Origin of the sequence: Desulfatibacillum aliphaticivorans DSM 15576 (assembly GCF_000429905.1) — a bacterium.
Classification (GTDB): domain Bacteria; phylum Desulfobacterota; class Desulfobacteria; order Desulfobacterales; family Desulfatibacillaceae; genus Desulfatibacillum; species Desulfatibacillum aliphaticivorans.
In genome coordinates, this window is record NZ_AUCT01000002.1 from 143530 (window position 1) to 156747 (window position 13218).

The window sequence follows — 13218 nt, forward strand, 5'->3', positions numbered from 1 at the left end:
AGTGTTACCATCAGGGGGCTTTGGGAGCAAGCACAAAGGCGGAATTAATGGGAAAAACGAGCCCTCCGACAATGATGAGGATGAACTTACCTCCCCACAGATTCCGCCTTTCGCCAGGCATCACACCTTCATGAGCCACCCTTTGCCCATGGCGGTGGCCCCGACCTTGACGGCGGAGAGAAACCGCGATTGCAGGGCCTCGCTCAAAAGGGCGCGCTTGACAGCGGGCATGCGTAAAAATCCGCCCAGGATGCCCCGCATGGCCCGATGGGTGATTTTTGTGGGATCGTCGAACAACTGAAACTGGGCCGTACCCTTATCCAGAGTTTGGAGGATCACCCGCTCGAAAGTGGTTTCCGGATGAATCACCCGCTGCTTGCGTTTTTCCAGCTTCAGGGCCCCGGGCTTGCAGGACAGGGCGCAGACGCCGCAGCCCAGGCAGATGTCCTCGTCTATGATGGGCTTTTTCTTTTTTTTGCCTTGGCCTTTGACAGGCGCCAAAGATATGGCGTTGATGGGGCAGGCGTCGGCGCATTTACCGCAGCCCACGCACGCGTCGTCGTCCACCTCGGCGATGCAGGACGAGGTCACCAGGGTGTTGGGATATCCGTAGGTGCTGATGCCGTTCAGCATGGTGCAGCAACAGGCGCAGCACTGGCAGATGAACCGGGGCCGGCGCTGTACGTTGTCGGAATTGAGCACCAGCCCTCTTTCCACGGACTGGGCGAGCAGATCCAAAATCTCCCCGTGACTGGCTTCCCTGGCCAGACCGTGTCGCACCGCGTACCTTGCGCCCACACTGAAGGAAAGGCACAACTCCAAGGGGTGGTCGCACTCCTTTTTGTTCAAATGATGGGTCTTGTGGCGGCATGAACACACGCCGATGCCGCAATAATCCTGCTCCTTGACCAGGGCGGAGGCTTTTTCATAATCCAGAATTTCCGTGTAGGCCTGATCGGACAAAGCCTCTTCGTGCGGCATGGTCCGCATGAGGGAAACCTGGGAGTCGGAATGAAAATTGGAGAAAAAGAACAGGTCGTCGCCCATCATGTAATCGTGCAGGTATTTGGAGACCGTTTTGAAGTCCAGATCGTCGTTGACCCGCATCATGGTGAACTCAAACAGTCCGATGATCATGGGCGAAGGCATGTAGTAATACCGCCCGTTGGCGTGGATGTCGATGACCAAGCCCTTGTCGGCCATGGACTCGATCACCCTTTCAACACGGGCCGGTTCGTAGCCCGTGCATTTTGCGATGCGATGGACGTCCGCGAAGGAGTACGGCATCTTGACGATGATCTCCGCCTCCTCCTCGGTATACAATTTTTTCAACACGCTCATGAGCGCCTGGTTCTGAGGAACCCGCACCCACAGGCTGTCCATTTTCTCGCCGAGCTGCTCGTACAAATCCTTAACCGCCAAATGCCCCATGTTACTCCCTCCCGCTCCTCAGGGCGTCAAAGCCCGTGATGTACTTCCGGCCCGTGTATTCCATAAGATCCTGGACGTCCTCGTCCCGGGGATCCGGATACACGCCGGCGTTCACCAGATGTGCAAGGCCGTGGGCGTACACCCATCCCTGGTGAACGAACTTTCTCACTTCCTCTGCATGCAGCCCCTGAACCAGCGGATACGCCGCCAGCTTCCCCACCAAGGCTGACAGGTTTTTTTCCATGAACTGCTTGAGCAGGCCCGCGTTTTCCTCACAGCAGATGCACCGGAACAAATGCTTTTCGTCCCTTGCGAAAAGCACGTAACCCAGCCCCATGTCGATGAAGACGTCTCCCGTCCTTGGCGTGGACTCGTATTTCAACAGAATTTCCAAAGCCCTGGCTGCAATGGCGTCCTCCAGATCCTTCCTGGATTTCAGGCAGGTGTGCACCGGCATGGTGGAGCACCGGAGCCTTTTGGCCACCACCCGGGTGGACAGGGACTCCATGCCCTTGCTTCTGACCACCTCAAAGGCGGCGTTCAGGATCTGTATTTTAGTGAACTTTGACTTGGGCGGCATAGCAAGCCTTTTGGTTGAAATTTTCCACGCCTGGTCGATACATAACAGGCGTTATATATACTGTCAACAATTTTTTAACAACCGGTAAACTTTGTCCGGTTCCGAGCATTTCTTTTGGCTCATCCTCTTTTTCAAAGGGATTCCCCTTGTAATTTTTCGCGACTCTTCATCATTTTGGGTTTGAATGACGGATTTCGCTTGACCTTAAGTTTTCTCCGGTTCATAGTATTTTTAGAGTGGAGAGGGATTTATTGCCAGGCGCTATCATAGGCCTGCCTGAACCTTGACAGCGTCGGCAAGGTTCAGGAGGCTGAAGCCGTTATGTCTAAATCGCCCAACGCTCAATCCTCGTTATTCCATCAGTGCTCCTGGATAATTTTCAGCATAGAGAAAACTTCGGTTTTTACCAAAATGGCGGAAGATAACTATTTTTCGTACGGGGCTCGTGTTTGCTGAATCCCGGTATCCAAGAAAGGAGCAAAGTATGGACAAAATCTTACGAATCAACATGGGCGCCGAAGGCGGCCCCAAACTCATTGAAGGCCCTCTGGGCGACTACGAAGGCCTGGGCGGCCGCGCCATGACTTCGGCGGTAGTGCTTAAGGAAGTGCCTGCGGACTGCCATCCCTTGGGGGAAGAAAACAAGTTCGTCATTGCTCCCGGCATGTTGAGCGGGACATTGGGCGCGCAGACCGGCCGTATTTCCGTGGGATGCAAAAGCCCGTTGACCGGCGGCATCAAGGAGGCCAACTCCGGCGGCCAGGCGGCCCAGGTGCTGGCGAGGCTGGGCTACGCAGCCATCATTCTGGAAGGCAAGCCGGCTGACGGCTCCTGCTACAAGATCGTAATCAACAAGGACGGCGTTTCCATCTCTGAGGACAAATCCCTGGCCGGATTGGGCAACTATGCGGTTGTGGAGAAGGTGAAGGCCGAGTACGGCGACAAGGTGGCCACCATCTCCATCGGCCCGGCCGGCGAAATGAAGATGGGCGCCGCGTCCGTGGCTTTTTCCGACATGGAAATGCGGCCCACCCGCCATGCGGGCCGCGGGGGCGTGGGCGCCGTCATGGGCGCCAAGGGCGTCAAATTGATCGTCCTGGATGACGAAGGCATGCCCCGCCGTCAGGCCAAGGACGTGGAGGCCTTCAAGGACGCCAACAAACGCTTTGTGGCGGGCCTGAACTCCCATCCCGTCACCAGCCAAGGCCTTCCGGCTTTCGGCACCAACGTTCTGGTGAACGTGGTGAACGAGGCCGGCGGCTTTCCCACTAGAAACTTCAAGACCGGCCGTTTTGAAGGCGCCTCCAAGATCAGCGGCGAGACCATGGCCGAACAAACCGCCGCCCGCGGCGGCGTGGTCACGCGCGGCTGCCACAAGGGCTGCGTGATCCGCTGCTCAGGCGACTACACCGGGCCTGACGGAAAATGGCTCACCAAGCAGCCTGAGTACGAAACCGTTTGGGCGCACGGCGCCAATTGCGGCATCGACGACCTGGACGTCATCGCTCAGTTGGACCGCATTGACGACGACCTGGGCCTGGACACCATTGAAATGGGCAACGCCATTGCTGTGGCCATGGACGCAGGCCTGGCCGAATTCGGCGACGGCCAAGCGGCGCTCAAGCTCATGGACGAAGTGGCCAAAGGCACGGCTTTGGGCCGCATTATCGGCAACGGCGCCGGCGCAGTTGGCAAGATGTTCGGCGTGGAAAACGTGCCGGTGGTCAAAAACCAGTCCCTGCCCGCCTACGACCCCAGGGCCGTCCAGGGCATCGGCGTGACCTACGCCACCAGCACCCAGGGCGGAGACCACACCGCGGGCTACGCCGTGGCCACCAACCTCATGAAGGTCGGCGGCGACGTGGATCCGCTCAAGCCCGAAGGCAATGTGGAGCTTTCCCGCAACCTGCAGATCGCCACGGCGTCCATCGACGCCTCGGGCATGTGCCTGTTCATCGCCTTCGCCATCATGGATCAGCCGGAAACCTTCCAGGCCCTGCTGGACATGATCAACGCCCATTACGGCTATTCGTGGACCGCGGACGACTGGGCGGAATTCGGCATGCAAATTCTCAGGAACGAGCGGGAATTCAACAAGGCCGCCGGCTTCACCAACTTGGACGACCGGCTGCCCAAGTACTTTAAAAAGCTGCCTCTGGCGCCGCACAACATCACCTTCCAGGTGACGGACGCCGAGTTGGACTCGGTCTTCAACTTCTAAATTTGAAATAACCCCGGCGCCTCTCCCAAGGGGAGGCGCCTTTTTTTTATGGAAACAGCTCGTGACGATCTTAGAAGCCAACAAACCGCTCCCCCGGCTGAACCTGACCCTGGAACGCAAAGTTCTGTCCGGATTCTTCCCCATGCTCCAAAAAGGCTGCCTGGTTCAATGCCCCAAGCCCGTCAGCGTGGAAGAGTTCCTCCTGGCTCTGCCCGGAGCTTCGGACATCAACCTCCTGGAAAAAATTCAGACGGTCTTTGTGGACGGCCATCCCGTGGACGACATTAAAGCCGCCATCCTCGCCCCGGATATGGAAATGGCGCTTTCCGCCGCCATGCCCGGCGCCCTGGGAGCGGTCATGCGCCGGGGCGGCTACTACGCGTCCATGCGCAGGCACATCACATTCCAGGCCCACGAAACCAAGGACGCCCAAGGCGCCTTTTTCATCACCGTCAAACTGTTCAACCTGCTGCTGTCCCAGGCCGGGCCGTCCTTATTGCAAAACGGAGTGGTTTTGGAAGCCCATGAGCTTGGGGAGTTAGCCAAAGGCTTTGAGCCAGGATTTATAAAAGGCGAATTGGATGGATGGGAGATCTCACGGGAAGACTTTTTTCAAATGATGGCGTCGGCCCCGCAGGGGGTTATGGGCAGTATTGTGTTTATGGATTGATTGCGGCCGCTATCTTCCTAGATTTTGGTCAGAAATAATATTATAAACGCGCGCGTCAATCATCTTCTGCGCCGTAGCGATTTTTTTTAACCGGTATCAGATCATTTTTTAAATCCCCATTTTCTTCCATAGTTTCAATCTTTTCAAAGATATCTCTTAATTCATCGCGGCAATGAGGGGGAAGATTTTCCACGCGGAAAATTCCGTCAACAGGAGGATAAGAATTTCGGACAAAGGAATCCGGCTTTCGCCGGCTTGGACTTTCCATAAGTGCTGACGTCAAAATTGTGAGCACCTTTTCCTCAACATAGGTTACTAAATCATTTGGAAATCGTTGAAAAATCATGGAGATAATAATGAGATAAAGTTCGGTTAGCCATAATGGTTCATCCGGCTCATTTTTAGTGCCTGCATTATCCGTAGTGCCGTTAACGTACTGGCTGGATATTACATTTTTTTCCGGCATAATCTTTAATGGCGGAAGGAATACTATCCTATCCATCCGATCAAGGAAATCCAAAAATTTGTCCGGAGGTTTGGAACCCGGGTTTCTTAAATGTTCAATAACATCCCTCATTTCATCCATCCGGTTTTTAATCCATTGTGGATAGGATTCATCATTCAGCTGGCTCGACTCCTGGGGACGACCATCTTGGACAAGATTGCTGGAGGAATCTTTATGGGGGGGGGATTTCTCATCTTGATTAGGATCCGGCTCCTTGGGACAACCGTCTTTGGCAGACTCGCAGGACAACGACTCCCAAGTGCTTTTTGACAGCAGCGCTTTACTGGCCGCAAAAAAGAAAACCGCCCTTCCGATGTTAAAGGACTCCCCACCTTCGTAAACCTTGCCGTCGTACATGGGCGCCAGAAAGGAAGAGTAGCTGTGTCGGTTCTGGGGGAATTGAGTGTCCACTTCGTCAAAGAGCACAACGGGAAAAGTTTTTGTCAGGTGGCAATTTTGGATTTTCCGGAAGCATGGCGCCAAATCCCGAAAACTTTCCATGGCGGTAAGATTGAAGGTTAAAAAATCCACCTGCTTGGGCTCCACCGTTTTTTTAACCAATTGGCAAAGCTCCTTCACCAGATAGGATTTTCCTGCTCCCGGGTGCGCTTCCAGCAAAATATTCATGGGTCTTGGGGCGTTTTCATTTTTTATGTAAGCGCGAATCATGTCTGACAGGCCAAGAAGATCCTCCTGCCTCTCCTGGGATAGCGCAATATAGCCGCCTAATCCAAAACGCCCGTCAGAAAGGCATAATTTTTCTGCACTGATATTGGTTGTCATTTTGGCTTCTCTTTTTCGCTTCCAGCGCGGTTGCATTGGCTTAGTTGAAAGGAGTTCCACAGGCTCATGACAAGCGCCTTGGCTCTGGCTTCAGTTTCCTTTGAGTTGTTTCCATAATCATCCATTGGATCAGGGAGGCCATCATCACTATGTTTGCTCTCCATTGTATTTATCCAATACGAAAGATTATTTACCACTATGTGTGGGAACTGAATGCTCTCAGACACAATTCTTCTATTCATTATCGCCGTAATAATTCCCTTAACATCCATTTCTGTAAAATCTCTCATACCTTGGAGGACTTCCATTTTTTCCTCTTTGAGACCATTTACTTCGTTAAATATTGCGCATAACAAGGATTCCAGTCTTTCGATATCGTGCTGAAGATCAACAACTATACTTGGAGGAAGATTATTAATTATTTTTAGCTTTTCATCGCCGCTAAATATATCTTTGATGTTTTCAATATGTTGCTTTATCAGGCTCCGCAATTGGTGCTTATTGGCAATGATTCCTTTAAGGCACAAAACCAAAGATGCTTTCCTGGAATTTTTTTGCATTTTCCGGGCTTCGTGTTGAATTGAGACGGAAAGCGTTCGCAGAATATAAGGCAGCAGGGTTTTGGGTAAAATCACTGTTCCAATAGACTGATCAAACAATTTGTAAAAGAACGACCACTCTTCGTTAACGTACATGGCAAGATTTTCCAGATATGAAAAAACAAAATCAAGGCTTTCCACTGCAATGTCCTCGACAAGCAGTTGCCGCAAGCGTTCACTCTCCGTCTGGCCCCGGAAGGATGATATGCGGCCTTTCCTGTAAAAATCCTTGAACTCCTGTGAACCAAGAATCCTTTTCCAGTTCTCCGTTTCACCGACATGGAAATGGAGGCACTCGTGCGTAATGGCCTCATACATATGGGGGACCAGCAACTGCCTGTATGGCAGGGCGATAGCCAAGCCGCTAAATTGAGGACTATCCACAGTATCAATTAATACATACGGAGAGTAATTTTCACCTGAGGAGGCTTCGCTATCAGGGGGACCGATCTTTTTAGAGGAGTCAGTAGTTTTATTGACGCAGCGCAGAAAGCAATCGGCCACGTGCTCGGCGGCCTCATAGTATAGTCTCGGTCCGGGGGGCGGCAACTCAAAAGGCACCCGGCTGAACTCCCGGGTAATCGGCATTCCGGCCATTCGTTGCCTGGTTGCTGACATTAACCTTTCTGCTTCAGTAAGACGGGGCAACTTGCGCTGATCCTCATCCAGCCGGGGTATGCTTTCAGCGGCATAGTTGGTTGTATGGGTTTTTTGGGTTGTTTCCTGTAAAAGTTTTTTCACTGCAGGCATCAGGCTGCTCACAGCGTAGTCAGATGGGGAGTCCCAGGCCGTATCCAGCACAGAATAAGCCGCCTGGATCACTTGACGCCCGACATTTAGCCCCATGTTTTCCTTGATCTCCTTACATTGCGAGCCGGTAATTTTTATCCTTTTAGGGCGTTCCGGTTCAAATCTTCCTTCTGGAGTCGGCCCGCTGCTGCATGCTTTCATTTCACCGTTTGCCCGGACAAGGAGCTTGGTGGAGGAAAAATATTCTGCCGCCTCTTGACGAACCTTCCGGATGCCCTTTATGGCCTGGCCCCAAGTCGCAGCATTCAAGTCATAAACCAAGGTGCGCCTGGCAAAGGAGCGTTTTGGACCGGAAAAGCTGAAAGCCGAGGAAGTACTCCTTGCTTGCGCCTCAAGTGATTTATGAAAGACTTTCTCCGCGTCCGCCTTGCACTCCAAATCGATGAGCCATTTCAGGCTCACGTTTTCTTGAATGTTCTCTTCCCAGTCGGATGTGTCCCCGTCAATTTTGGCTACCTCATCGAGGTTAACTCCCAGTACGGTATGAATATCAATAAATTTAGATGTATGAAATAGAACCTTTTCTTCAATCTTTTCGGCAAGAGACCCCATGTTTTCGTCAGCAAGGATGATGACCTGCTCTCCCCAGGTCAAGGAGTTCAAATAAAACATACTCTTTGAACCGTCTTGGAAAAGATTGCTGTAAATGCCTCCGTAATTTTTAATGGCATCGGAATGAAGGGCAATCAGATTAAGTGCAATAACCCTCCTTTTTTCCAAGGTTTCAATGATATTTTCCTCTCCGTTGCTTCCCAAGTACACGCAGTCAATGTTGGAGAAGGAACGGATCCCATCGATTGTGCCGGAAAACAACAAGCTATCGTTTTCATGGTGAGCAACTCTATATACGACAATGACGTCAAAGTGCCCTAGGCCTTTAAATGCCACGAAGTTACCATTCAATTTTGTTTCAAATCGCTTAAGGACGGATTCCTCGTGCTTGGGATGCATTCGATACAAGGAAATGCGAATGGGGTCTATACTGATAACTTTTTCCGATTGCGCGGGGAATTGGGTCATATCTTCCTTCTTTCCTTGAGGACTGTGAACAGAAGAGACCAAATGCACAAACTGAAACGATTTCAACCGCACCGCAGCGCTGTTGGAGCGCAGCTATCCGGCAACAAAATGTACGGGGCTAATATGAGGCGGGAAAAAAGACTATCGAGACCTAAGCCATTCAATCAATCCTACTGGCATGATTGAATATGGGTCCGGGGCTTCAGTATAGTGCTCCCGGAAAATTCGCCCGTCATCCGGGCAAAAAAAGAAGTTTTGTGCAAATACCGCCGATCTGCTTTCGCTCGTACGCAGTCTGGAATACGCTGAAACATCCGTCCAAGCGTTTGCTTCATCATTTTGGCGAGATCTATTCGGCATGGTTTTGACTCCTCGGTCTCTTGTCCGATTTATATTAAAGGAGAGCTTGGAAGCACCTCACTGTAATTTTTCGGAAGCACTTTTCAAAAACTTTAACGGGCCTTTGCCTTGGAAGAAGGATCGCAGAAAGATGTCGAGCAAGCGCAAGCCCACGCTTCAGCCCATTATTTTACACCTCACCTCTATACAATTCAAGAAAAAAAACCTTGTCCGCCCCTTGGTCATATAATTGTAAGTGGAGATTAATTCTCATTTCGATACCATTCTGATAACCGTAAAGTCAAGGATTTTTTCATGTTATGTCATGATATGATATCGTTTAGATGCAATTTAAAAAAATCCGCTCGCCCTCAAAACAGCAGGTATTTTTACCCTACAATTTCAACACAAAATCAGATAGTTAGCCTCCATAGGCACCTTCATCAATCTTGAAATAGCACCATAGATTAAGTAGGCAAAAATTTGCGGCGAGTATTTGAACTGTGTTTTTCGGGAGGTCCTTGCACCTTTGATTTGCAGGTGTATTAACCTAATCCGGGGCATTATGGACATAGCATCCAAGGCCGGGGACGCTCCGAAGAACTTTTACGACTCCAAGTCCTTTTTCATCTGCTCGAACTCGTCTTGGGTGATTTGGCCGGAGGCGTAGCGCCTTTTGAGGATGTCCAGGGGAGTCTCTTTGAGCACGGAGCCCTTGATGATTTCAAACTGCTCCTTGCCCTTGGGGGTGAAAATAAAATAAGCCGCGGCACCCAGTACAACCAGAAATAAAAACACGCCCATGGTTTTCTCCTTTTTTAAGAAGCGTTAATCTTTGCTTCCAAAAGATGGGCATTTATTCCCGATGCGCAACCTAAACTTCCGGTTTTCGCCCCTCGCCTATTTGCTTTTGATCTCTTTTTGCAGGTCTTTATACCACTTGGCTTCGCCCCACACTTTTTCCGCGCAGTCCGGGCACATACCGTGGCTGAACTCCAGGTTGGAGCGCTCTTCCAGGTACGACTCGATTTGCTTCCAATAGCCTTCGTCGTCCCGAACCTTTTTGCAATAGGCGCAAATAGGGATGAACCCCCGCAAAACATTGATTTCATCCAATGAGGCCCGCAGTTTCTTGATCAATTCCTCGTTTCGTTCATTGGACTTCGCCAGTTCCCTGTAGGAGACGTATTCCAGCCTGCGCGTCCGGTTGTTGGAGCGAAGAATAATGACCCCTAAAAAATTGATGGGGATCAAAAACAGGATGGAGCCGATAAAGCCGGAAAAATCCATATCCAGAAAAAAAAGGCTGGTAAAAAGCGATCCCACGCCCAAAAAGGCGCATGCAGCAATGGTGTAATAAAACTTGTTATTGAGAAACTGGTAGAAAATCAGCGTAAGAAGGATTGTATTCACCCCCAGATAGGCGAAAATCATCTCCCGCGTGATGGACAGGACGAATACCCCCAAAGATATGAGGATCTGGGTGATCAACAGCATCTTGGAGTAATAGGCGATGAACTCGCGGGCCTTTTGGATGTACACCAAGGTCGTGCCCAGGGCGGAAGCCACGCCTATTCGCAACAAGAGAAGGATGTATATGGACTCTGTATTTTTGGCTTCCAGAACGTCTCTTACAAAAAACGCAATGGACAAAAACAGCAGCACCGCCAGTGCGTTGCGGGCGATAACCTTGTTTTCCTTCCAATTGTAGCGAAGAAAAGCCTCTTCCTCTTCCTGGGAGAGAAACTCCGCGGTGACCCTGGACAATAATGTGTTTTCTGCAGCGTTTTTCACGTGATTCCTGATCTATCCCGGCGAGCGCGGGGGCGGTTATCGCCTTGGCCGCATTAACCGCAAAAAAATCAATGCAAATCAGGTCCGGTCCTTCTCGGACCTTGAGACTGCATGGCTGATCTCAAAATGACAAACTGTGCGTCCCCCCAAGCGGCCGGCAACCCCTTTCCCTAACCTGATAATGATAGTCCACAGGGTTTTGACAGGTCAAGAGGCAAGGTTTTTTGACGCTGTTTTAAAACGGCGGGCAGGCATGGCGACTGCAAGCCTGGAGGGGGGTATAGCATTCTTAAGTGATAGAAAGTATGCAACAAACAGTTGGCATCTTTTAGGTGCCCGGATTATCATACATAACCTTGAAAGCAATACGAACAGCCCGCTCTGCCTCTGGCTCCAATGATTCGAAGTTCTCCTCTATTTTATGAAGTTCACCATCATCAATAAGTGATTGATCTTCACGCACATGAACCATTTGATTCCGTCGTTTCCTTAACCACTGCAAATCTTCATCTTCACCAAAAAGTTGAAATGAGTTGGACTTATAATCTCCTAACTCAGCGTCCCGTAACCATGCATCAGCAACGGCATGTGCAATAATTATCACTGCTACCCATGCCCCAGCACAAAAAGCCAGATCCATATCCCTGGAAAGATAAACCCCCTGAGGGCTTAAAAGATATGATGCAAGAGGATGTTGATAAGATTCCTCCACCTCCTGCAGCCACTTTTCGCGAGCTTTCCATGTCTGAATATCTGGTATTTCTGCGTATGCCATTTTACAGAATGCCCATTTATGTATTAACAATATTTATCAACTTGCTTTTATACTTGTCTATCCCTCGACGCTATCGTTCTCCACCACATTTTTTTTGAATATATGCCCTATTGGCTCCTATTTCGTCAAGAGTTATCATTTTGAAATGCGTAAATAATGGCTCTAAGCAGAGGTCTTAAAATCTTCAAACCGCGGAAAGCACGGACGTCACCGAAAGAAGCAGTTCCGTGCTTTCCGTGTCTTCCGTGGTTCCCATCCAGTTGTATGCATTCCCACGGAGGACCATGGGAACGAGCGGCCGGCAAGAACAAGGGCGGTCCGATCCATTTTCGCTTCATCAGACGCGGGAACAAGCGTGCATAGAACGAAAAGACGGAATCAAGAACGTTTTGATAAACAGGATGATAAAAAAGGAAGTGGTGGAGATGAGGGGGTGCACAAAGTCCCAATCTCCTGCTTGATAACCTACTGAAAATCTGACTCTTTTAGGCTGTCCAACTTTCGATGAACAGTATACATGTACAGGGAAATCCTCGCTGTTGTCAACAGGAAATCTTACCCCAGACCACTAAAAATCCGACCCTCTCATTTGCCCTGTATCGGACTATCGCATGTCCAGACAGGGAGGACGGGTGGTAGACTTTCTTGCCAGTTGACAGGCATTCTTTTTCTGTCATACTATGGCATACTACCTTTTATCCTACATCTGAGGATCATCCATGGATAACTCCATAAGAGAAAATGTTCATTGTATTATTGGCAACCCTAGTTGCGGCAATGTTTTTGCGTCTCTTCAATCCTGTTTCGTTGCTTATGGTTACAAGACCAGCCCTATAGAAGTCCGACTCCTGAAGAGGCTACTTGAGGAACGCGGGATAGAATGTATCGAGGCAGGCAGCAGCCTATCTCCTGGCCAGCATGTTTTTTGTCACAAGATTTGTTCAAAAATTATTACTTCACAATTTTGCATTGTAATGCTGAACCACGACGAAAGCCAAGGACTTCATGTTCCTAATGCAAACGTTAACATGGAATATGGGCTCATGCTGGGTTTCAACAAGTATGTAATTCCATTTCAAAAGGACGATGAACGTCTTCCTTTTAATGTTACAGGGTTAGACACGGCAAAATACAACGTAAGTAATTTTGAGGAAGTTGCGTCCCAGGCCATTGATAAAGCTATAACTGACACACACAGGGGAACACCTGATGTCTCACAGGGGGTGGTTATGAGTGCCTTTCTGATGCACAAGAAGGCACTGATTACCCCATTGGATTCAATAGGGGACAGAAATATTTTTGAATTAGGTCGTCCCTTGGGTTTCATTGTTCTCAATGATTTTAGTGGGATGGACTATATGTTTTTCGGAAACTTCACTCGACTCAGTCCTGCAAGCGTTGTTTGGCATATAGAGCGGCTTGATGAAATCATTGAAGCCAGAGAACAATCTATTGAGAAAAGAATAGCTGAAGGAATCCTCAAACCACAAGGGGGCGATTTTTTTAATAGGTGGTTTAATAACCTCAAAATTTGGGTGGTGGTAAACAGTGAGAAAGACAAATGCGATGTAGCCGATACGCTAAAGGGAACATCTGTTTCCCGCTCTGTGGAACTATTCTCGTATGAGGAAGTGGAAAGGGAGCGGTCAAAAATGCCATTTTAGGAAGGGCCGATTTTTACCATAAATTTG

10 protein-coding genes are annotated in these 13218 nt (G+C 49.8%); 3 read left to right on the top strand and 7 right to left on the bottom strand.

The annotated features are described in order from the left end of the window. Positions 1 to 120 precede the first annotated feature (120 nt). Positions 121 to 1431: a 4Fe-4S binding protein gene (locus G491_RS0102840; protein ID WP_028313506.1), complete on the bottom strand. Its 1311-nt coding sequence runs from the start codon at positions 1429 to 1431 to the stop codon at positions 121 to 123. A gap of 1 nt (position 1432) precedes the next feature. Then, positions 1433 to 2011 carry a TetR/AcrR family transcriptional regulator gene (locus G491_RS0102845; protein ID WP_028313507.1) on the bottom strand — a complete coding sequence of 193 codons (579 nt, stop codon included), beginning with the start codon at positions 2009 to 2011 and terminating at the stop codon, positions 1433 to 1435. Positions 2012 to 2495: 484 nt separating this feature from the next. Between G491_RS0102845 and G491_RS0102850 the strand changes: the two genes are divergently transcribed. Then, positions 2496 to 4232, top strand: coding sequence for an aldehyde ferredoxin oxidoreductase family protein (locus G491_RS0102850; RefSeq protein WP_028313508.1), 1737 nt, complete (start codon positions 2496 to 2498; stop codon positions 4230 to 4232). Between the two features lie 61 nt (positions 4233 to 4293). Continuing rightward, positions 4294 to 4902, top strand: coding sequence for a hypothetical protein (locus tag G491_RS0102855; RefSeq protein ID WP_028313509.1), 609 nt, complete (start codon positions 4294 to 4296; stop codon positions 4900 to 4902). A 55-nt stretch (positions 4903 to 4957) separates the two neighbouring features. On the opposite strand, the gene G491_RS0102860 is transcribed toward G491_RS0102855, so the two are convergent. The 5 genes from G491_RS0102860 to G491_RS0102880 all read right to left on the bottom strand — a co-directional run bounded on the left by G491_RS0102860 (position 4958) and on the right by G491_RS0102880 (position 11527). Then, complete coding sequence (locus G491_RS0102860) at positions 4958 to 6190, bottom strand: AAA family ATPase (RefSeq protein ID WP_028313510.1); 1233 nt, start codon at positions 6188 to 6190, stop codon at positions 4958 to 4960. Then, entirely contained in the window at positions 6187 to 8619 is a 2433-nt protein-coding gene (locus G491_RS0102865) for a hypothetical protein (RefSeq protein WP_028313511.1), read from the bottom strand. The genes G491_RS0102860 and G491_RS0102865 overlap by 4 nt, the downstream gene beginning before the upstream one ends. 945 nt (positions 8620 to 9564) lie before the next feature. Further along, a complete protein-coding gene (locus G491_RS29180; protein ID WP_015947193.1) occupies positions 9565 to 9762 on the bottom strand; it encodes an SHOCT domain-containing protein in 198 nt (65 codons plus the stop codon). 96 nt (positions 9763 to 9858) lie between these two features. Next, entirely contained in the window at positions 9859 to 10752 is an 894-nt protein-coding gene (locus G491_RS33270) for a hypothetical protein (RefSeq protein WP_051326990.1), read from the bottom strand. A gap of 328 nt (positions 10753 to 11080) precedes the next feature. Continuing rightward, positions 11081 to 11527 (bottom strand): hypothetical protein, encoded by a 447-nt coding sequence (locus G491_RS0102880; protein ID WP_028313512.1) that lies wholly within the window; start codon positions 11525 to 11527, stop codon positions 11081 to 11083. 719 nt (positions 11528 to 12246) lie between these two features. On the opposite strand from G491_RS0102880, the gene G491_RS0102890 reads away from it, so the two are divergent. Further along, entirely contained in the window at positions 12247 to 13191 is a 945-nt protein-coding gene (locus tag G491_RS0102890; protein ID WP_028313513.1) for a TIR domain-containing protein, read from the top strand. The last annotated feature ends 27 nt before the right edge of the window (positions 13192 to 13218 follow it).